General features: G+C 66.3%; 19 protein-coding genes. 13 read left to right on the top strand and 6 right to left on the bottom strand.

Going from position 1 to position 19,635, the window contains the following annotated elements:
- Nucleotides 1-33: 33 nt before the first annotated feature.
- Both AC5P9W_RS08655 and AC5P9W_RS08650 read right to left on the bottom strand, forming a co-directional pair.
- Nucleotides 34-393 carry a DUF3653 domain-containing protein gene (locus AC5P9W_RS08655; protein WP_080352922.1) on the bottom strand — a complete coding sequence of 120 codons (360 nt, stop codon included), beginning with the start codon at nt 391-393 and terminating at the stop codon, nt 34-36.
- Between the two features lie 595 nt (nt 394-988).
- Complete coding sequence (locus AC5P9W_RS08650; protein WP_180832630.1) at nt 989-1,468, bottom strand: GNAT family N-acetyltransferase; 480 nt, start codon at nt 1,466-1,468, stop codon at nt 989-991.
- 133 nt (nt 1,469-1,601) lie between these two features.
- On the opposite strand from AC5P9W_RS08650, the gene AC5P9W_RS08645 reads away from it, so the two are divergent.
- Entirely contained in the window at nt 1,602-3,797 is a 2,196-nt protein-coding gene (locus AC5P9W_RS08645) for an AsmA family protein (RefSeq protein ID WP_495219062.1), read from the top strand.
- Between the two features lie 72 nt (nt 3,798-3,869).
- The gene (locus AC5P9W_RS08640) at nt 3,870-4,355 is read left to right on the top strand and encodes a TspO/MBR family protein (RefSeq protein ID WP_111102699.1); all 486 of its coding nucleotides are present in this window, start codon (nt 3,870-3,872) and stop codon (nt 4,353-4,355) included.
- Between the two features lie 10 nt (nt 4,356-4,365).
- Here AC5P9W_RS08640 and AC5P9W_RS08635 read toward each other — a convergent pair whose 3' ends face one another.
- Nucleotides 4,366-4,659: a hypothetical protein gene (locus tag AC5P9W_RS08635; protein WP_031269080.1), complete on the bottom strand. Its 294-nt coding sequence runs from the start codon at nt 4,657-4,659 to the stop codon at nt 4,366-4,368.
- 249 nt (nt 4,660-4,908) lie between these two features.
- Between AC5P9W_RS08635 and AC5P9W_RS08630 the strand changes: the two genes are divergently transcribed.
- From AC5P9W_RS08630 to AC5P9W_RS08620, 3 genes are read left to right on the top strand one after another with little or no spacing between them, the layout of a single operon-like run.
- Nucleotides 4,909-7,146: an ATP-binding protein gene (locus tag AC5P9W_RS08630; protein WP_021201806.1), complete on the top strand. Its 2,238-nt coding sequence runs from the start codon at nt 4,909-4,911 to the stop codon at nt 7,144-7,146.
- Nucleotides 7,143-7,610: a response regulator gene (locus tag AC5P9W_RS08625; RefSeq protein WP_019659676.1), complete on the top strand. Its 468-nt coding sequence runs from the start codon at nt 7,143-7,145 to the stop codon at nt 7,608-7,610. Before AC5P9W_RS08630 ends, AC5P9W_RS08625 begins: the two co-directional genes overlap by 4 nt.
- Nucleotides 7,603-10,002, top strand: a complete 2,400-nt coding sequence (locus tag AC5P9W_RS08620; RefSeq protein WP_021201805.1) for a hybrid sensor histidine kinase/response regulator — start codon at nt 7,603-7,605, stop codon at nt 10,000-10,002. The genes AC5P9W_RS08625 and AC5P9W_RS08620 overlap by 8 nt, the downstream gene beginning before the upstream one ends.
- 2 nt (nt 10,003-10,004) lie before the next feature.
- Here the strand turns inward: AC5P9W_RS08620 and AC5P9W_RS08615 are convergent, their stop codons facing one another.
- Genes AC5P9W_RS08615 through AC5P9W_RS08605 form a run of 3 tightly spaced genes read right to left on the bottom strand, consistent with a single transcriptional unit; the run spans nt 10,005 to nt 12,003 of the window.
- The gene (locus AC5P9W_RS08615) at nt 10,005-10,697 is read right to left on the bottom strand and encodes a Rossmann-fold NAD(P)-binding domain-containing protein (protein ID WP_031269078.1); all 693 of its coding nucleotides are present in this window, start codon (nt 10,695-10,697) and stop codon (nt 10,005-10,007) included.
- An 11-nt stretch (nt 10,698-10,708) separates the two neighbouring features.
- Nucleotides 10,709-11,383 carry a ChrR family anti-sigma-E factor gene (locus tag AC5P9W_RS08610; RefSeq protein ID WP_021201803.1) on the bottom strand — a complete coding sequence of 225 codons (675 nt, stop codon included), beginning with the start codon at nt 11,381-11,383 and terminating at the stop codon, nt 10,709-10,711.
- On the bottom strand, nt 11,380-12,003 hold the full coding sequence (locus tag AC5P9W_RS08605; RefSeq protein ID WP_021201802.1) for a sigma-70 family RNA polymerase sigma factor: 624 nt from the start codon (nt 12,001-12,003) through the stop codon (nt 11,380-11,382). Before AC5P9W_RS08605 ends, AC5P9W_RS08610 begins: the two co-directional genes overlap by 4 nt.
- A gap of 131 nt (nt 12,004-12,134) precedes the next feature.
- On the opposite strand from AC5P9W_RS08605, the gene AC5P9W_RS08600 reads away from it, so the two are divergent.
- The 8 genes from AC5P9W_RS08600 (at nt 12,135) to AC5P9W_RS08565 (ending at nt 19,632) form a co-directional block, all read left to right on the top strand.
- On the top strand, nt 12,135-12,902 hold the full coding sequence (locus AC5P9W_RS08600; RefSeq protein ID WP_111098342.1) for a hypothetical protein: 768 nt from the start codon (nt 12,135-12,137) through the stop codon (nt 12,900-12,902).
- Nucleotides 12,903-12,983: 81 nt separating this feature from the next.
- A complete protein-coding gene (locus AC5P9W_RS08595) occupies nt 12,984-13,934 on the top strand; it encodes an acyl-CoA desaturase (protein WP_053496655.1) in 951 nt (316 codons plus the stop codon).
- 1 nt (nt 13,935) lies between these two features.
- Entirely contained in the window at nt 13,936-15,213 is a 1,278-nt protein-coding gene (locus AC5P9W_RS08590) for an NAD(P)/FAD-dependent oxidoreductase (protein WP_021201799.1), read from the top strand.
- Nucleotides 15,210-15,977, top strand: a complete 768-nt coding sequence (locus AC5P9W_RS08585; protein ID WP_010485792.1) for a DUF1365 domain-containing protein — start codon at nt 15,210-15,212, stop codon at nt 15,975-15,977. The genes AC5P9W_RS08590 and AC5P9W_RS08585 overlap by 4 nt, the downstream gene beginning before the upstream one ends.
- Nucleotides 15,974-17,233, top strand: coding sequence for a class I SAM-dependent methyltransferase (locus AC5P9W_RS08580; RefSeq protein WP_495219058.1), 1,260 nt, complete (start codon nt 15,974-15,976; stop codon nt 17,231-17,233). Before AC5P9W_RS08585 ends, AC5P9W_RS08580 begins: the two co-directional genes overlap by 4 nt.
- Before the next feature lies 1 nt (nt 17,234).
- Nucleotides 17,235-17,780 (top strand): DUF2878 domain-containing protein, encoded by a 546-nt coding sequence (locus AC5P9W_RS08575; RefSeq protein ID WP_019659667.1) that lies wholly within the window; start codon nt 17,235-17,237, stop codon nt 17,778-17,780.
- Nucleotides 17,777-18,562: a DUF1295 domain-containing protein gene (locus tag AC5P9W_RS08570; protein WP_021201797.1), complete on the top strand. Its 786-nt coding sequence runs from the start codon at nt 17,777-17,779 to the stop codon at nt 18,560-18,562. The genes AC5P9W_RS08575 and AC5P9W_RS08570 overlap by 4 nt, the downstream gene beginning before the upstream one ends.
- The gene (locus AC5P9W_RS08565) at nt 18,559-19,632 is read left to right on the top strand and encodes an SAM-dependent methyltransferase (RefSeq protein ID WP_021201796.1); all 1,074 of its coding nucleotides are present in this window, start codon (nt 18,559-18,561) and stop codon (nt 19,630-19,632) included. The genes AC5P9W_RS08570 and AC5P9W_RS08565 overlap by 4 nt, the downstream gene beginning before the upstream one ends.
- Nucleotides 19,633-19,635 lie beyond the last annotated feature (3 nt).

The following is a 19,635-nucleotide window of genomic DNA, read 5'->3' as shown; positions in this document are numbered from 1 at the left end:
GGGTGTAGGGGCAGCGCCCCTACGAACAAAGCCTTACACGCGCTGACGCGGTTTCGGCCCACGACTCATGTAGACCACATTGGACGTCTCGGCGCCGGGGCCGGGATCACGCACGCAGAACCGTCGTTCTCGGCGAATTCTGAGCGCTTCGGCTAGGTAGATGACGCTGGATTTCGCCGTGGTCGAAGCTTTCCGTGCAGCTGCGGTCCGGGGAGCCGCCTCAGCCATCATCAGCCGCCATTCCCGCGCGATGTTGCAGGTCAGGGACCACCAGGTCATGTCGCAAGGCTCAAGTTGGTGACCCTCAGGGGTGAACATGTGCCCAGCTTGGAATCCGAAACCGGCCCAAGGGCCGGTCAGGTCGATGCGATCATGGGGATCGATCTTGCTCATGCTGCAATCTCATCCTTGTCGGGGGAACCAGCAGGCAGGCAAGAGCCAAGCCAGAGCCTCAGCCATTGCCATGCGGAGCCGACAAAGCCAACGGCCGACCGATACAGCATTTCGCATAATGTATATTATGTTCATTACGCCACTGCCCGATCCAGGCTCCACCAGTCACGCCCCTGATCCACTCCAGGCGCCGGCCTGATTGTCAGTGATTCGATCACTGCCAACCGCCCTTTGGACTTCCCTCAACCTCTGCAGGAATGGCAAAGGATCTTGCGGATCTGACAGTGGCCGGTAAAGACGGCTTTGCGGGCGTAGTTTTGCCGCTGATCTTGCCGTGGCTGCACGCCAGCCTGGCAAGAGCGCTTTCGCCGATTCGGCACCAACGACCGAGGCCTCAGGAGCGCGTTCTGGCACCCCAGCCGTAGCCGCTCACTGGCCGTGACGCGTCACGCTATTCGGCTCGTTCCATGCCGGCGAGCTCCATGCCATCTAGGCGCGGGCCCGCGTCGATGCGCTGAGAATGAGGGACATCCTCAGGAACTGTGCAGCCAGCCTCGGCTGGATATCGCCGGCCACGTGCGACCAACGCATCGCATCACAGGAACCGGTGCATCACAAAGACGTCCACCAGCCCCAATTCCCGGTGCCGAAACGCCTGTGGCAGCGTCCCCACTACCGCAAACCCCAGCTTCCGATACAACGCCACGGCCGGGCCATTGGTACTGACCACGTAATTGAACTGCATGGCCAGGAACCCTTCCGCCCTCGCCCGCTCCAGGCTGTGTTCCACCAGGGCCCGGCCCACACCTTGCCCTTGTGCCGGCGCATCCACCACATACGTGGCGCTGGCCACATGCGCCCCCAGATCAGGGAAGTTCGGGCCCATCTTGTACATGCCCACCACTCGGCCCTGCAGAACGGCCACATAAGGTGTCTGCGACAGGAACCAATGCGCGCGAAAGGTTTCGACCTCAAAAGAGGAGGCAAAAGGCAGCGCATCCTGCGCCGCAATGGCCGTCTTGAACATGCCCCACATCGCGCCGAAATCGCCTGCACGGGCGGGCCGGATCTCCATGCGTCTCCTGCAGATCTGTGGTGGTGACCAGGCCGGACACTACCAGAATCAAGCTTCCGCCCCGTAGCCGCTTCACGCGCCACCGCCGTCGGCTACGCAATAGTTGTGGAAATTCCGGCCCTCAGAGCAGTAGATGCCTCCTGTTTCCGTGCACATCCCGCACCGGCTTCGACGGTGGCGCGTTCCTGCCTACGTCCTGCTGGGCGTCTACCTGCTGTACCTGCTGGCCGGCAACATCTTCCTCAATACCCCGTTGTTCGATCAGGTCACCAACCGCAAGCCGCACAAGTTCGTGATGACCACCGGCCCGGCCATCACGCTGCTGCCCGGCCATGTCATCGCCTGGAACGTGCACATGCGCGGCCACGTGAACCACACGGTCTACGCGCTGCATGCCGAGCGCGCCAGCGCCCGGTTGGCGGTGCTGCCCCTGTTCCAGCGCGAGGTGCGGGTTCCGCGCTTGCAGGCGACGGGGGTTTCCGCCGAGATCAGCCGCGTCGAAGAAGCCATCCCGCCACCGCCGCGCAGTGACCGCGGCTGGACCCTGCGTTTCGACGCCATCCACAGCGACAGCATCCGCAGCGCACGCTTTGGCAAGCTGCTGATCATCGGCAAGGGCCACGGCACGGTGGGCTTCCTCAAGCAGCTACGCGGCGGGCCTTCGGAGCTCTTCGAGTCCGAAGTTGCGTTCGCCGACGCGGACACCAGCTATGACGGTGTGCAGTTGCTGGGTGACATGAATCTCAGCGCACGCTTCAGCTATCCGCGCCACTATCGGGACCAGGCGCCTGGTCTGGCCAAGCTGAAGCTGCTGCATGCCCAGCTCGAGGTCGACGCCCGCAGCCAGGGCCTGCGCATGGACACGGATGCCACAACGCCGAAGATCTCCAGCGCGCCCATACCCGGACGCCTGCAACTGGCGCTGCACCTGATCGACGGCCAGCTGCAGCCCGGGGACCGCGCAATCTGGCAGGTGCCGCTCTACCTGGGTGACGGCGCCCCCGACCGCGGCGTGCTGGCCCTGCAGCTCAATGTGGCCAACGACCTGCGCCTGCAGGCCCGCCTGCCGCCCAAACCCGGCTCAGGCAGCGAAGTGGATGCCGATCTGCACGTCAGTGGCCGCGACATCCCCTTCCAGCAGCCCGCACAGCTGCTGGACCGCAGTTCGGGCACAGTGCGCGGCGAATGGACGTTCACTTCGCTCAACTGGATCCCTGCCCTGTTCGTCCGCAAGCCGTGGCTGCAGCTGGACGGAGGCGGCACGCTGAAAGCCGATCTGCGCCTGCGCAACGGCGAACTGATCGAAGGCAGCACCGTGGACATCCCGGCGGCCGCGGCCGTGGCCGAGGTCGCCGGCGTCCGCTTGGCGGGCACGGCCAGTGCCCATGGCGTATTGAAGGCCGGCAGCCCCAGCCAGGCACAGCTGGCTGTCCGACTGCCACGATTCACTGCGCAGCCAACCGATGCCAAGGGCGTGCGCCTGTTCGACGGCCGTGACCTGGCCCTGGACCTGGCCGGCGATGGCCGCCTGCAGGAGTTGCGCAAAGGGGTACGCGCGCAGCTGCGCTTCAGTGAAGCCACCATCCCTGATCTGACGGCCTACAACCGCTACCTCGGCTCGCCGCAGGTGCGGCTGCTTCAAGGCACCGGCAGCCTGAGCGGCGATGCCACGCTCGACACCGATGGACGCGTCGGTCATGGCACGGCCCGGCTGTTTGCGCGCAACGCCAGTGCCAAGGTGGCGGGACTGGAAATGGGCGGCGATATCGGCGTGAACGCGACCCTGCGCCGCGGTGACTTCAATGAACGTCATTTCGATCTCTCCGGCACCACCGTGGAGCTGCGCAATGTGCAGGTGGCCGGTACAGAGCGCCCAAGTGCATGGAAGGGCCGCGTGGCCTTCAAGCGTGGCCGCATCGATGCGCAGCCGCCCTTCCAGGTCGATGCCGCCACGGATCTGGATCTCAGCGACGCCCGTCCGTTGCTTGCACTGTTCGCAGAGCGCACCGACTACCCGCGCTGGACCTTGTCGCTGCTGGATTCCGGACAGGTACAGGCACAGGCAACGCTGCGCTGGCGCCCAGGCCATCTGGTCATCGATGGACTGCAGGCCGAGAACGATCGCCTGTCGGTACGCGCGCGGCTGGATCTGCTCGACCAGCGCAAGCGCGGGGACCTGTATCTGCGCTGGGGGCTGCTGGGTGCGGGCATCGAGCTGGACGGTGACCAGCGCCAGTGGCACCTGGCCAAGGCACGCGAGTGGTTTGATCAGCGGCCTTCCCTGCTGCCAGCGAGCCAGGGAACGGGCGCCGCAGGTTCATCGGACTGAAGGCTGGCGGCCTGCATCCATTTGCGGCGTCAGTGCGTAGACGCAATCAAGCGCATCATGGAGCTGCACGGTATGAAGCGGAGTTCACAGGTTTTCGGGCTTCTGGGATGGATGGCGATCACCTTCATCGCGGCCACTCTGGGGGCGTGGGCGTCGGCATCCGCGGCAAGCTTCTACACCACCCTCGCCCTTCCCCCGTGGGCACCACCGGCCAGTGTCTTCGGTCCGGTGTGGACCTTGCTCTACGCCATGATGGCCATTGCCGCGTGGCTGGTCTGGCGCGAACGCGGCTGGCGTGGAGCACGACCGGCGCTGATGCTCTACCTGGTGCAGCTTGCCGTCAATGCGCTGTGGAGCTGGCTGTTCTTCGGCTGGAAGCTGGGCGCCTTGGCCTTCGCCGACATTCTTGTGTTGGTTGCGCTGGTATGCGCAACAACCGTCGCGTTTGCGCGCGTCCGTCCGATTGCGGCGGCGCTGCTGCTTCCCTATCTGGCCTGGATCTCGTTCGCTTCAGCGCTCAACTTCGCGGTATGGCGAGCCAATCCCGGGCTGCTGTGACCTCTGCCGGTCACGCCTGGGCCGCGGCCTGCCGGTGCCAGCTCCGCAGCAGGGCCGGCTTGAAGGCCTGCTGTCCGCAGCCGGTGGGGCATCGCACCACCCGCGCCGCAGTATGGCTGACCAGGCCCTGCCCTTCCTCTGCCTTGAAGATCGTCTCGCAGGACAGGCAACGGGCCACCAGCGAGTACAGATGCAGCAACCGGCCACTGGCAGGGTCCTGCAGCGCATCCACATCCAGCAGTTCGAACTGGCAGCTGTCAGGCAGCATGCGATACGGGGGCAAGGGCACGGTCTGCAGATTCACGGGGCGGTCGCTCAGGGAAGTGGACCCACCCTAGGCAATGACCTGTCGAGCTGATGTGCAGCGCAGATGTACTCTCCGCGAAAACTGCAAGTGTTCGACCTGGTCTTTACATGAAGAATTCAGCTTGGACAGAAACACGCTTCACACGCACACACTGGTAGGCGGATGCACGATTTTGCTTCACCATTGATGGATACGGATGTATCACTGGGCTATCCAGCCATCCACGAACCATGAGCCCTGCCCTTGATGCCTTCTGCTGAATCCGCGCACGACACCACCTCGTCCAGCTGCGCGCGCGAACCGATCCATACCCCCGGCGCGATCCAGCCGTACGGTGTGCTTCTGGTCGTTGAGCCGCAGTCCCTGCAGGTGCTCGAGCGCGCCATCAGCCATCCGGGGCTGCTGCAGCAGTTCGGCGAGCCGTTGGCGCAGCATGTCAGCAAGGTGCTTGGCGGTGCGCTGGCGCCGTTCCAGGCGTTGTTCCAGCAGGCGACGGTCGGCAGCAGCGCGCATGTCGGTGCCGTGCATCTGGATGGCCATGGCCGCCATCAACTGCTGGTGCACCGCTCCGCCACCGATCTGCTGGTCGAGCTGGAAGCGCCGGTTCCCGGCCAGCCCGGCTCGCTGGAAGAACTGTATCCGGCCATCCGCGAGCTGATGGCCGGGATCGAGTCGGCCGGCACCGTGGAAGACCTCTGCCAGCTGGCTGCCGCGCACATGCGCCGGCTGACCGGCTTTGACCGCACCCTGGTCTATCAGTTCGATGCCGGCTGGAATGGCATCGTGGTGGCCGAGGATGGCAACGGCCTGTTGCCGTCCTACCTTGACCTGCGCTTCCCCGAATCGGACATTCCTGCGCAGGCCCGCGAACTCTACCGCCGCAACCGGGTGCGCCTGATCGCGGACAACAACTACACCCCCGCGCCGTTGATGCGGGCCGACGACCATCGCGACGCACCAGCCACCGACCTGAGCCTGGCCGTGCTGCGCAGCGTCTCGCCGGTCCACCTGCAGTACATGCGCAACATGGGGACCGGCGCATCGATGTCGGTATCGCTGGTGCATGAAGGCCGCTTGTGGGGGCTGGTGTCTTGCCACACCGTGCAGCCACGGCGCCTGCCCTACCACGTGCGTACCGCCTGCGAGCTCATGGGCCAGATCCTGTCGCTGCAGATCGCGTTGAAGGAGCGGGCGCGTGCGATCGAAGAGCGCGTCGCGCGGCGCTCGATACTGGTCAAGCTGCTGGGTCGCATGGCCGGCGACGAGGACTTCATGGCGGCCCTGCGCCAGGACGAGGCCAGCCTGCTGTCGCTGACCGGCGCGGCCGGCGCGGCGATCGTTCACAAAGGCGATTGCCTGCGTGTTGGCCAGTGCCCTTCCGCCAGCGACGTGCTGGCCCTGGCGAACTGGTTGGCCGCGCAGCAGGGCGGTCAGGAAACCTACTGCACCGATCACCTGGCAGCCAACTGGTCGCCTGCCGCGCACCTGGCCGATGTGGCCAGCGGCCTGCTGGCGGTGTCCATTTCGCAGTTGCATGACAGTTATTTGATGTGGTTCCGGCCGGAAGTGGTGCGTACCGTGCGCTGGGGTGGCGATCCCCGCAAGGAAGCCGCACCGGGCGTTGCGCTGTCCCCGCGCAACTCGTTCGAGGCCTGGAAGGAGACCGTGCAGCAGCGCAGCCTGCCGTGGAGCGACGCTGACTGCGAAGCGGCACACGAAATGCGCACGGCCATCGTCGATATCGTGTTGCGCAAGGCCGAGGAAATGGCCGAACTGAACGAGCAGCTGCTCCGCAGCAACAAGGAACTGGAAGCCTTCTCGTATTCGGTCAGCCACGACCTGCGCGCTCCCTTCCGTCACATTGTCGGCTATTCCGAGCTGCTGGGCAGCTCGGCGGGCGAACGCCTGAACGATACCGAGCGCCGCTTCCTGGACACGATCGTGGAATCGGCCAAGTCCGCCGGCACGCTGGTGGATGACCTGCTCAGCTTCTCGCAGATGGGACGCTCCACGCTGGGGCGTGTGCGGCTGGACATGACCGCGCTGGCCGAGGATGTGCGCCGGAGCCTGGCCCTGGACTACACCGGCCGCGACGTGCAGTGGACGCTCGCACCGCTGCCGGAGGTTGAAGCCGATCCGACGATGCTGCGCCTGGTCTGGCAGAACCTGCTGGCCAACGCGATCAAGTTCACCCGCGAGCGCGAACATGCAGTGATCGAGGTTGGTCACGAGCGAAACGACGAGGAAGACCACTTCTTCGTGCGCGACAACGGCTGCGGCTTCGACATGCGCTACGTGGACAAGCTGTTCGGCGTGTTCCAGCGCCTGCACCACGTCGAAGAGTTCGAAGGCACCGGCATCGGCCTGGCCAATGTCCGCCGCATCATCGGCCGCCATGGCGGCCGCACCTGGGCCGAGGGCGAGCCCGGCAAGGGCGCGACCATTCACTTCACCCTACCCCGCTCCACAGGAGAACACCCATGAGGGACCTGCGGCCGATCCTCCTGGTAGAGGACAGCCCCAAGGATGCAGAGCTGACGATGGCCGCGCTTGAGCGCTGCCAGCTGTTGAACGATGTCATCCATGTACGCGACGGCGCCGAAGCGCTGGATTACCTCCGCTGCGAAGGCAAGTTCGCCGGTGCCATGCACGGCGGTCCGGTGGTCGTGCTGCTGGACCTGAAGCTGCCCAAAGTCAATGGCTTGGAGGTACTGGAGCAGGTCCGTGGCGACCCGTACCTGAGCAGCACCCCGGTTGTGATGCTGACCTCTTCGCGCGAGGAGCAGGATCTGGTGCGCAGTTACGAACTGGGCGTCAACGCATTCGTGGTCAAGCCGGTCGACTTCAAGGAGTTCTTTGACGCCATCCAAGGACTGGGCATGTTCTGGGGCATCACCAACCAGCCACCACCGCACCGGCCCAGCGGCTCGGGGCAGCACAATGCGTGATGGATCGCGCCGCAGCGAGCGCCTGCGCATCCTCATGCTGGAGGACAGCGCGCTTGATGCGGAGCTGATCACCGCACAGCTGCGGCGTGCCGGCCTGGAGTTCGAGGTCGAGCGCCTGTGGACGCGCAATGCGTTCATCGAGGCCATCGACAACCGTGCGTTCGACGTGATCCTGGCCGACCATGTGCTGCCCGGATTCGATGGCGATGCGGCCCTCGCGCTGGCGCGCGAGCGGATTCCACAGACCCCTTTCATCTTCGTCTCCGGCACACTGACGGAAGAGCTGGCCGTACAGGCGCTGACCCGTGGCGCGCGCGATTACGTCGTCAAGCAGCGCCTGCAACGCCTGCCGGATGCGATCCGCCGCGCTCGCCAGGAAGCCCATGAACGCGCCCAGCTGATGCATGCCCAGGCGGCGCTGAACGAGAGCCAGGCGCAGCTGCAGCAGGTCACCGATGCCGTACCCGCGCTGATCGCCCAGCTCGACAACGCGCATCGCTACCGGTTCGCCAACAAGGCGTTCCTGGACTGGCATGGAGTCAGCCTGGCCGAGCTGCTGGGCCGGACCGCGCGCGATGTCAGCGGCATCTCCGCTTTCGAACACGCCTTGCCCAGCCTTGAACGGGTACTGCAGGGCGAACGCACGAGCTTCCAGGTCGAGCTCGTCCATCGCAGTGGCGAGTCGCGTTTCGTACAGATGGAATGCGTGCCGGAGCATGCCGCCGATGGCAGCGTGGCCGGCTACATCTGCCTGGGCAGCGACATCTCGCTGCTGAAGCAGGCCGAGCTGGCCCTGCGTGAGGACAACCAGCTGCTCGAGCAGCAGGTGCAGGCGCGCACGGCCGAGCTGCGCGCCAGCAAGCGCCGCCTGCAGGCGATCTTCGAGTCCAGCTTCCAGCATCAGGTGCTGCTGGATCTGCGCGGATGCGTGGTCGATGCCAATGACGCTTCCTTGGCCGCTGTACTTGCAGACAAGAAGGACATTGTTGGCCAGCACTTCGCCGAATCGGTCTGGTTCGCCACCACCGAGGGCATGGGCGCAGCGATCGACCGCGCCGTCGGAGACGCTGCGCAGGGCCGCAGTTCACTGCATGCGCTGGAGCTGGAGCTCCCGACCGGCCGCCGCAGCTTCGACTTCTCGTTCCGTCCGCTGCTCGACGCCGAAGGGGCGGTCACCGCCGTTGTCTCCGAGGCCGTCGAAACCACCGCACGCCTGCAGGCCGAGCACGCGCTGCGCCAGTCACAGAAGATCGAGGCGGTCGGTCAGCTCACCGGCGGCATCGCGCATGATTTCAACAACATCCTGACCGTCATTTCCGGCAATGTCGAGCACGCCATGCTGCTCAGTGAAAGGGCTGGCGAGGCCGGTGCGCTGGTGGGCCGTGCGCTGGACAATGCGCTGAAGGGGGTGGGCCGTGCCGCCAGCCTGACCCAGCGCCTGCTGGCGTTTGCCCGCCGCCAGCCGCTGCGCAGCCAGGCCGCTGACCTCAATGTCCGCCTGCTGGACATGCACGACATGCTGCAGCGTGCACTGGGTGAACTGGTGCAGCTGGAGATCCGCAGCGCGGAGGACATCTGGTGCGTGGAGATCGACATCAGCCAACTGGAGGCCTCCGTACTGAACCTGGCGGTCAACGCCCGCGATGCGATGCCGCATGGCGGGCGGCTGGTGATTGAAGTCGACAACAGCCATCTGGACCACGACTATGCCGCGCTGTTCCCGGATGCAACGCCGGGCGAGTACGTGATGCTGCGGGTGCGCGACAACGGCCACGGCATGGATGCGGCGACGCTCGCCCGGGTCTTCGAACCCTTCTTCACCACCAAGCAGGTTGGCCGTGGCACCGGCCTGGGCCTGTCGATGGTGCACGGGTTCGTCAAGCAGTCAGGCGGCCACGTGCTGATCGATTCGGTGGAAGGCGGCGGCACCAGCATCACCATGATGTTCCCGCGTTCACTGCTGCCGTTGCCCAGCGAGGCGCGCACTCCGCAGACCGGCCTGGCAGGCTATTCGCCGCGCGAGGAAACCATCCTGGTGACCGAGGACAACGACGATGTCCGCGCCCACACGGTGGATGCACTGCGGCTGCTGGGCTACCGGGTATTGGAAGCCCACGACGGCCCTTCCGCACTGCGGCTGCTGGAACGCCCGGATACCAGGGTGGACCTGCTGTTCTCGGACGTGGTGATGCCCGGCATGTCGGGCTGGGAGCTGGTGCGGGAAGTCCGTGAACGCTGGCCGGAGGTCGCCGTGCTCTTCACGTCGGGCTATCCCCGTGACCACGACCAGGTGGGCAGCCAAGGGCGGGCCGTTGCGCTGCTGCCAAAGCCGTTCACCCGAAGTGATCTGGCGACGGCCGTGCGCACCGCGCTGGAGGCAGCGCCACACTGAGGTCAGGACGCCGGATCGCGCCCGCCGGCCGCGATCCGGTTGATGTCCGCGCACTCCACCGTCGCCGGTGGATGCTCCCTGACGGCCAAGGCAATCATCGCCTGGCCCAGTGCCAGGTTGCTCGTCACCAACGAAGGTGCAACCGCACCGGCCAGTTTCATCAATGGCGCACCGCCCCAGTAAAGGGGCTTCAACAGGGCATGACGGGTGCCGGTGCCCGGGACCGGCCTGACACCGCCCGGGCGCAGCATCACGGTGCGCACCGGCAGGCTCTGCAATGCGACTTCGGTCTCGCCCTTGATCCTCAACGGCATCAGCCGGCTCCGAGGGTCCGCGCCGGCACCGGATACATACAGAAAGCACCCTTCGGGATTCGCAGCCGCCCAGGCAAGGGCCACCGCCAGAGTGGTGTCCAGGGTCACGCGTCGGTACTCGGCCTCTGCCGTGCCAACCGGTGGCGCCCCGGCACAGTAGAAGCAGGCATCGAACCCGGCCAGTTCATCCGACCGGTCCTGGATACGCAGGAAGTCCGGAACGATCAGTTCGCTGCCGGCGCCGCTCAGACTTCCCGGATGGCGGACCAGCGCTGTCAGGCCGGACACCTGTGGTGAGCGGTGGCAGGCCAGCGCCACACCTTGCCCGACCAGGCCTGCGGCACCGGTCAACAGAATCCGTAATGCGCCCGTCCCGGCCATCGTCATCCCCGCTAGAGTTTCACGAAACGCTGGATCTTCCGCGCCAGCCAGCCACTGAACACCAGCGGCGCATCCAGCGCTGACACGCAGATGCAGGGGACACCGGGCGCGGTCACCGGTTGATGCTCCACGTCTTCGTCCAGATCTGCCACGTCACCCGATGCGAACAACCCCAGCGCATCATTGTACGAACCCCGCAGGATCTGGGTCAGTTCGCTGCGGCCATGGCTGTGCATGGGCAGGCACTTGCCCGGAGCAATCTTCAGCATGATCAGCGAGGGCATCTGCTCGGCACGGATGCAATGCACGCCGGGCGCCATCCAGCGCCAACGCAGCTCGCTGAGCGATGCGCCGAAGTACGGGTGCAGTGATGCAGGAAGGTTGTCGGGGTCGGCCTCGGGCCGCTCCCTCGGCACAGGGCGCCTGGTTCCGGCGATGGCGCTCGGCGCCTCCGAGGCCAGCTGCATCAGCATGGCCTCGCGCAACTGCTCGCGACGCCCGTCGGCAGCGGGCGGTTGGGTCTGCTCCAGCAACACCGAGCCGATTGCCTCGGCATCGCGCAGGCGCTGGCGGCAGTGGGGGCACTGCTCGAGGTGGGCACCGGCCACGATGCTCAACGGCGCCGGCAGCGCGCCGGCGGCATAGCTCATCAGCGTGGATTCGTGCAGGTGGTGGTGCGGATTCACGGCGCACCTCCCACTTTGGCCTGCAGTTGCAGGAACGCACGTCGCAGGTGTGACTTTACCGTCCCCAGCGGCATGCCCAGCGCCTGGGCAATCTCACTGTGGCTCTTCGCCTCGAAATAGGACATCCGCACCAGCCTCGCCTGCACGGCGGGCAGCTCGTTGATGCGCTGGCGAAGGCGCGCCTGGTCGGCGAACTGCTCGGCACTGCTGCGCTCGATCACGTCCACGGCCGCGGCGTCTTCCACCGCTGCCTGCACCTGCATCCAGCTGCGCTCGCGACGGATGCGGTCGATCTGCAGGTTTCGCGCGATCCGGTACAGCCAGGTACTCAGCGCGCCCTGGGCAGCATCATACTCGGCCGCCCGCAACCACAGGCGCAGCAGGCACTCCTGCGCCATTTCCTCGGCCACGGCGTCGGGTGCCCCCAGGCCACGCAGATACACGCACAGCCGCGGCATGAAGTAGTCATAGATCCGCATGAAGCAGTCGCGGTCGCGCAGCCGCGCCACACTGTCCATGTCATCGGCCCAGTTCGTCGGCTCGCTGCTCGGCTGCTGGGAACTGGACACGGTGCGTGCGGTATCGAAGTTGAGGAGGGTGCTGGCGGCGTCAGGGTACATCTGCGTGAGCGGCGGGCAGGTGAAGGTCTGTCCTCTCTACGCGCAGGGGTGGCCATTGGATGCAGCAGGCACTGCGCATCCAAGCAGCCACGGCCACCGTATGACCTGAGCCTCCCTACCGGATGAACACCATGCGCACTGCCTGGCTGCTGCTGTGCCTGCCCCATGCCGTGCTGGCGGCGCCCTGGCTGCGCAACGAGGGCGTGGCCACCTCGGCGCAGGGCGATCTGCTCTATCGTGAAGTGCACTGGCGGCGCGGCCCATCGGAGGGCGCCGAGCGCTGGGTGCTCTATCAGTGCCCGGATGGCCGCCCCTTCGCCCGCAAGCATCTGCCGGCCAGCGCCCGCCCGCAGGCCCGGGGTTATTCGCTGCAGGACAGCCGTAGTGGGCAAACCGCTGAAGTCGACGCGAGTGGCGAGTCGGTGTCGATCGCTTGGAAAGAAGATGCCGCCAGCGAACTGCGTCAGCGTCGGCTTGAGCTGGCACCGGATGCGGTGATCGACACGGGCTTCGACGCCGCGGTGCGCCAGCATTGGCCAGCGCTGCTGCGAGGTGAACGCATCAGCCTGCCCTTCCTGGTGCCGGGGCGGCAGCGCTTCTTCCCGGTGCAGGTGCGGCGTACCGGCCCTGTTCGCTGGCAGGGCATCGACGCCCAGGCCATCGAGGTCAGTCTGGACACGTGGTACGGCGGCATCGCGCCGCGCCTGTCGCTGGTCTATGCCAGCGCCGACCGCCGCCTGCTGGAATTCCGCGGAACCAGCAACCTGCGCGATACCCGCGGCACCTACCCACAGGTCACGGTGCGCTTCAGCTCGCCGGTGGCCGAGCGGCCCGCCAGCGAATGGCAACAGGCCTGGGCGCAACCGCTGGTCGAACGCTGCAGCGTGATGCCCAAGTGAAGCCGGAATTTTCCACAGTCGGCCGCATCCATTGCGCGCACTGCTGCGTAGAGGAAGACACGACACCCGCCGAGATCCGCCATGGCCTCTGTAGCGCCCCTTCCCCGCCGACGCTGGCGCCTGCTGCGCACCCTGAAGCGCTGGGTCGACACCGGCAGCGCTGCGGACCACGCCGCTGGCGAGCCCGGACGCATCGACTGGCTGCGCGCCGTACCGTTCGCGTTGATGCACCTGGCCTGCATCGCGGTGATCTGGGTAGGTATCTCGTGGACGGCAGTGATCGTCGCCGCAGCCCTCTACGCAGTGCGCATGTTTGCGATCACCGCCTTTTACCACCGCTACTTCTCGCACCGGACGTTCCAGGCATCGCGAACGGTGCAGTTCGTGTTCGCGGTGATCGGCGCGTCCAGCGTGCAACGCGGGCCACTGTGGTGGGCTGCCCACCATCGCCATCACCATCGGCATGCCGACCAGCCACTGGACCCGCACTCGCCGCGCGAAGGCGGCTTCTGGCGCAGCCACATGGGCTGGTTCCTCACCCGCGAGGCATTCGCCACGGATCTATCGCGCGTGCCTGACCTGGCGCGCTTCCCGGAGCTGCGCTGGCTGGACCGCTTCGATACGGCGGTGCCGGTACTGCTGGCCGCTGCGCTGTACGCACTCGGCGCCGGCCTGGAGCGCTGGGCGCCCGGGCTGCACACCTCTGGCCCGCAGTTGCTGGTGTGGGGCTTCTTCATCTCCACCGTGGTGCTGTTCCACGCCACCGTCACCATCAACTCGCTGGCCCATCGTTTTGGCCGGCGGCGCTTCGAGACCCGTGACGACAGCCGCAACAACCTCTGGCTGGCGCTGCTTACCTTCGGCGAGGGCTGGCACAACAACCACCATTTCTTCCCCGGCACCGTCCGCCAGGGGTTCCGCTGGTGGGAGATCGACCTGACCTGGTACGGGCTGCGCGCAATGGCGGCCATGGGCCTGGTGAAGGGGCTCAAGCCCATCCCCGAGTGGGTACTGGCCAAGGCGAGGTACTGACATGCGCATCGCGATCATCGGCTCCGGCATCGCTGGCCTGGCCAGTGCCTGGTGGCTGGACGGCGAACACGAAGTGACGCTGTTCGAGGCCAACGATTACCTGGGCGGACATACCCACACCCATGACGTGCAGGTGGACGGCACGCGCATGGCGGTGGATACCGGTTTCATCGTGTTCAATCCCCTGCACTACCCACTGCTGACGGCACTGTTCGAAGAACTGGGTGTGGCCTCGCAGCCGACCACCATGAGCTTCTCCATGCACAGCGAGCGCAGTGGCGTCGAGTACAACGCCACGTCGCTGGATGGCCTGTTCTGCCAACGTCGCAATCTGGTTTCGCCACGCTTCTGGGGAATGCTGGCCGACCTGCGCCGGTTCTACCGGGATGCACCGCTGCTGCTTGCCGAAGGCGAAGGCCCGACACTGGGCCAGTACCTGCGCAGCCAGCGCTACGGTGCTGCGTTCATCGACGAGCACCTGCTGCCGATGGCTTCAGCGCTGTGGTCGTCACCGACCGACACGGTCATGCAGTTCCCGGCCCGCTACCTGGCCCAGTTCATGGCCAACCACCAGATGCTGCAGATGACCGGGCGCGCACCTTGGCGGGTAGTCAGCGGTGGCTCGGCACGCTATGTCGATGCCCTGCGTGCCCGCTGGCGGGTACGCGAGCGGCTGGAATGTCCGGTCCATTCGGTCGAGCGCATGCCGTGGGGCGCGCGCGTGCACAGCTCGGCCGGCGTGGAGGGCTTTGACGAGGTCATCCTGGCGTGCCACAGCGACCAGGCGCTGGCCCTGCTGCGTGACGCCGATCCGGTCGAACGCGACGTGCTCGGCGCCATCCGCTACCAGGCCAACGAAGCAGTACTGCATACCGACGCATCGCTGCTGCCGCGCAACCGCAAGGCATGGGCCGCATGGAATGCACACGTTCCCAAGGAGCCAGGCGCGCCCTGTACGGTCAGCTATTGCATGAACCTTCTGCAGGGCCTGCCCGGTGACACCCCGCTGGTCGTGACCCTCAACCGCAGCGAGGCGATAGATCCGGCCAAGGTACTGCGCAGGCTGCACTATGCCCATCCGGTCCACGACCACGCAGCGGTACGCGCGCAACAGCGCTGGGCTGAGCTGCAGGGCCGCCGCCGCACCTGGTTCGCGGGCGCGTACTGGGGCTGGGGTTTCCACGAAGACGGCATCCGCAGCGCCCGCCGCGTGGTGGACGCGATGCGCGAGTGCACCCCGCACCGCGACACCATCGCACCCGGCGAGGTGGCAGCGTGAGTGCCAGCGCACTCTACTTCGGGCAGGTGATGCACCGACGGCATCATCCGCAGCCCCACGCGTTCCGCTATCCGATCGCGCAGCTGCTGCTCGATCTGGACGAGCTGGAGACCGTGTTCGCCGGGCGCTGGCTGTGGTCGGTCAATCGCCGCAACCTGGCCGAGTTCCGCCGCAGTGACTACTTCGGCAACCCTGCGCAACCACTGGCCGATGCGGTGCGCGACCATGCCGCGGCTACCCTGGGTTATCGGCCCACCGGCCCGGTGCGCCTGCTCACCCATCTTCGCTTCGCCGGGCACGTATTCAATCCGGTCAGCTTCTACTACTGCTACCGGGCCGATGGCAACACCTTGGACTGCATCGTCGCCGAGATCACCAATACCCCGTGGAAGGAGCGGCACGCCTATGTGCTGCCGGTAGCTGCGGCCACCGGCGACGGGGCATCACTGCGCTGGACATTCGACAAATCCTTCCACGTCTCACCCTTCATGCCGATGGACTGCCGCTACGACTGGCGGTTCAACGCACCTGGTGATGATCTTCGCGTGCACATGCAGGTCTGGCGCGACGGCGTTCGGCAGTTCGACGCCACCCAGTCCATGCAGCGAAGGGTGCTGGACGGCCCTGGGCTGGCCCGGGTACTGGCCTGCTACCCCCTGATGACCACGCAGGTGGTGGCCGCCATCCACTGGCACGCGCTGCGGCTGTGGCTGAAGCGCAACCCCGTGCACGACCACCCTGCTCTTGCCGAGAAACCACGATGAATTCGATGACTCCCCTGGTCGCCTTGCCACGTCCCCGCGCCCTGGATGCATTCCTGCGCCGCCGCCTGCTGGCCCAGCTTGCCCCCATGCGCGACGGCCGCCTGTGCGTGCGTGATGCACTCGGCGAAGTCTGGCTGGGCGATGCGCATGGCGAACTGCATGTCACCGTCACCATCGATGACCCGGCGTTCTACCGCAAGGTTGCAGCGCAAGGCAGTGTGGGTGCAGGTGAAAGCTACATACAGGGCGAATGGCACTGCGATGACCTGGTGGCGCTGATTCGGCTGCTGGTACGCAATCGCGACCTGCTCGACGGCATGGAGCGTGGCCCGGCCCGCCTGGGCGGCTGGCTGTTGCGGGGCTGGAACCGCCTGCGCCGCAACAGCCGCGAGGGCAGCCGCCGCAACATAGCCGCGCACTATGACCTGGGCAACGACTTCTTTGCCCTGTTCCTGTCACCGGACCTGATGTATTCCTCAGCCCTGTTCGACAAAGAAGACGAGTCGCTGGAATCCGCCTCCCGGCGCAAGCTGGACCGCATCTGCCAGCAGCTGAAGCTCAAACCGGGCGACCGCGTGGTGGAGATCGGCACCGGCTGGGGTGGTTTTGCGCTGCACGCCGCCCAGCACTACGGCTGCCACGTCACCACCACCACCATCTCCGCAGAACAGCATGCGCTGGCGGCAGAGCGCGTGCGCGCCGCAGGCCTGCAAGGCCAGGTCACGCTGCTGATGCAGGACTACCGTGACCTGCAGGGCCAGTTCGACAAGCTGGTGTCGATCGAGATGATCGAGGCCATCGGCGCCGAATACCTGAACACCTACATGGCGACGTTGCAGCGCCTGTTGAAGCCTGATGGCGTTGCCCTGCTGCAGGCCATCACCATCGAGGACCATCGCTACGAGCAGGCCCGGCGCAGCGTCGACTACATCAAGCGCTACGTGTTCCCCGGCAGCTTCATTCCGTCGATCAACGCGATCATGGCCGCCAAAACGCGGTCCAGCGACCTGCAGCTGATCGCCCAGCAGGACTTCGGCCACTCCTACGCGCTGACCCTGCGCGCCTGGCGCCAGCGCTTCCTCGTCCGGTTGCCCGACGTGCAGGCGCAGGGCTTCGATACGCGCTTCTGCCGCCTGTGGGAGTTCTACCTGGCCTATTGCGAGGGCGGCTTCCTGGAGCGCTCGATCGGGGTCTCCCATCTGCTGATGGCGCGCCCGGGGCATCGCCCGGGCGCCTCATTGGGCCAAGGCAGTTGAGATGCGCCGGTTCTGGGCCAATCTGCTTGGCAACCAGCTGGTCTGGCTGTGCGCCGTGGCCGGCGCCGGGCGCGGCTGGCAGTGGCCGGCGTTGCTGGCAGCCTCTCTCTACATCGGCAGCCAGCTTCTGACGTCGCCGCAACCACGGCTGGACCTTCGGTTGATGGTGCTGGCGCTGGCCTGCGCCTGGCTGGTCGATGCCAGCGCCGCTGCGACCGGCACCGTTCGTTACGCCGCCGCCCCGCTCGCCTGGGCGCCTCCGCCGTGGATCATGGCGCTGTGGGCCGCGTTCGCGATGACGCTGACGACCTCGATGCGCTTCCTGCTGCGCCACCGTGCCCTGCCGGCGCTGTTCGGCCTGCTGCTGGCACCGCTGGCCTATCTGTCCGCGGCACGTGGCTTTGATGCAGTGCGGTTCGCTGTGCCGGCATGGCAGGGCCTGCTGGTACTGGGTGCGGGCTGGTGCATCGCGCTTTCACTGCTGTGCCACTGCGCCCGTCGCGGCTCACGAGCCAGCTCGCCGCCCCTGGCTGGAGTTCCTTCATGAACCATCTCCTGTGGGTCCTGCTGTACACCTTGCTGATGATGAGTTGGGGCTGGGCCTGGCAGCGCCGCCACCAGAACATCGGCGTGGTCGATGTGCTCTGGGCCAAGGGCGTCGGTGCATCGGCCCTGTTGCTGGCGCTGCTCGGCGACGGCGCGACGGTGCCGCGGATCGCGCTGGGCGTGCTCGGCGGCCTCTGGGGCAGCCGTTTGGCCCTGCACCTCTGGCACCGGGTCCGTAGCGAACCGGAAGACGGGCGCTACCGCTATCTGCGCGAACACTGGCAGGGCCACCAGGGCAAGATCTTTGGCTTCTTCATGGCGCAGGCATTGCTGGTGCTGCTGTTTGCCCTGCCCTTTGTCGCAGTGGCCGCCAACCCGAGCAGCCGCATGACGTGGTGGGCCGTGGCCGCCGCGCTGGTGTGGCTGCTGAGCGTCGGCGGCGAAGCACTGGCCGACCGGCAGCTGGCCCGGTTCCGTGCCGACCCGGCAAACAAGGGCCGCACCTGCCGCGAAGGGCTCTGGCGCTATTCCCGCCACCCCAACTACTTCTTCGAGTGGCTGCACTGGTTCACTTATGTGCTGCTCGCCGTCGGTTCTCCACTGTGGTGGCTGGCGTGGGCCGGCCCATTGCTGATGTACGTGTTCCTGCGCTACCTCAGCGGCATTCCATTCACCGAGAAACAGGCGCTGCGCAGCCGCGGCGACGACTATCGCGCCTACCAGCGCAGCACACCGATGTTCTTTCCCTGGTTTCCCCGTTCTTCCAAGGAGCATTCCGCATGAGCGCGATCCCGTCACTGAACCCAGCCGAAGATGCGGAAACCGGGCTGATCGCCTGGGCCGAACGCGGGCTGGTCCCCGATGCGGCGCTGCGTGCGGGCATCCGCCGCTTGTGCGCGCAACGCCTGCATGAGGAAAGCGAGGGTGGCATCGAAGGCCAGTCGGCGCGCTTCAGCCGGCGCATCGCCGAGCTGGCCGACAGCCCACTCGCATTGCACACCGACGCAGCCAACCGACAGCACTATGAAGTGCCAGCTGCCTTTTTCCAGGCCTGCCTGGGCAAGCGACTGAAGTACAGCAGCTGCTACTACCCCACCGGGCGCGAAACGCTGGACCAGGCCGAGGACGCGATGCTGGAACTGTACGGCCAGCGCGCAGGCCTGGCCGATGGCCAGCAGATTCTCGAACTGGGATGCGGCTGGGGCTCACTGACCCTGTGGATGGCCGAACGCTACCCGCAGGCCAGCATCACCGCCGTTTCCAATTCGCACAGCCAACGCCAGCACATCATGGCGCAGTGTGAAGCCAGGGGGCTGCACAACGTCGAGGTGATCACCCGCGATGTCAACCAGCTTGAGCTGCCTGCGGCACGCTTCGACCGCTGCGTGTCGGTGGAGATGTTCGAACACGTGCGCAACTACGAGCGCCTGCTGGCGGGCATCGCTCGGTGGTTGAAGCCGGACGGCGCGCTGTTCGTGCACATCTTCGCCCATCGCACATTGATGTATCCGTTCGAGACAGACGGCGGCGACAACTGGATGGGGCGGCACTTCTTCACCGGCGGGCTGATGCCGGCAGCTGACACCCTGCTGCATTTCCAGCGCGACCTGCGGCTCGACCAGCGCTGGCTGCTGGACGGCACCCACTACCAGCGCACCGCCGACCACTGGCTGGCCAACCAGGATGCGGCCCGCCAGCAGGTGATGCCGGTGTTGATCGCAACCTATGGCCAGGCTGCAGCGAAGGTCTGGTGGCAGCGCTGGCGGATGTTCTGGATGGCCTGTGCCGAGTTGTTTGGCTATGACGACGGCCAGCAGTGGCTGGTGGCCCACTATCTGTTCCGACCCCGCTGAGGT

It is taken from the genome of Stenotrophomonas sp. YJH_SMC_33 (genome assembly GCF_059372295.1).
This window is presented reverse-complemented; position numbering and strand designations above follow the sequence as displayed.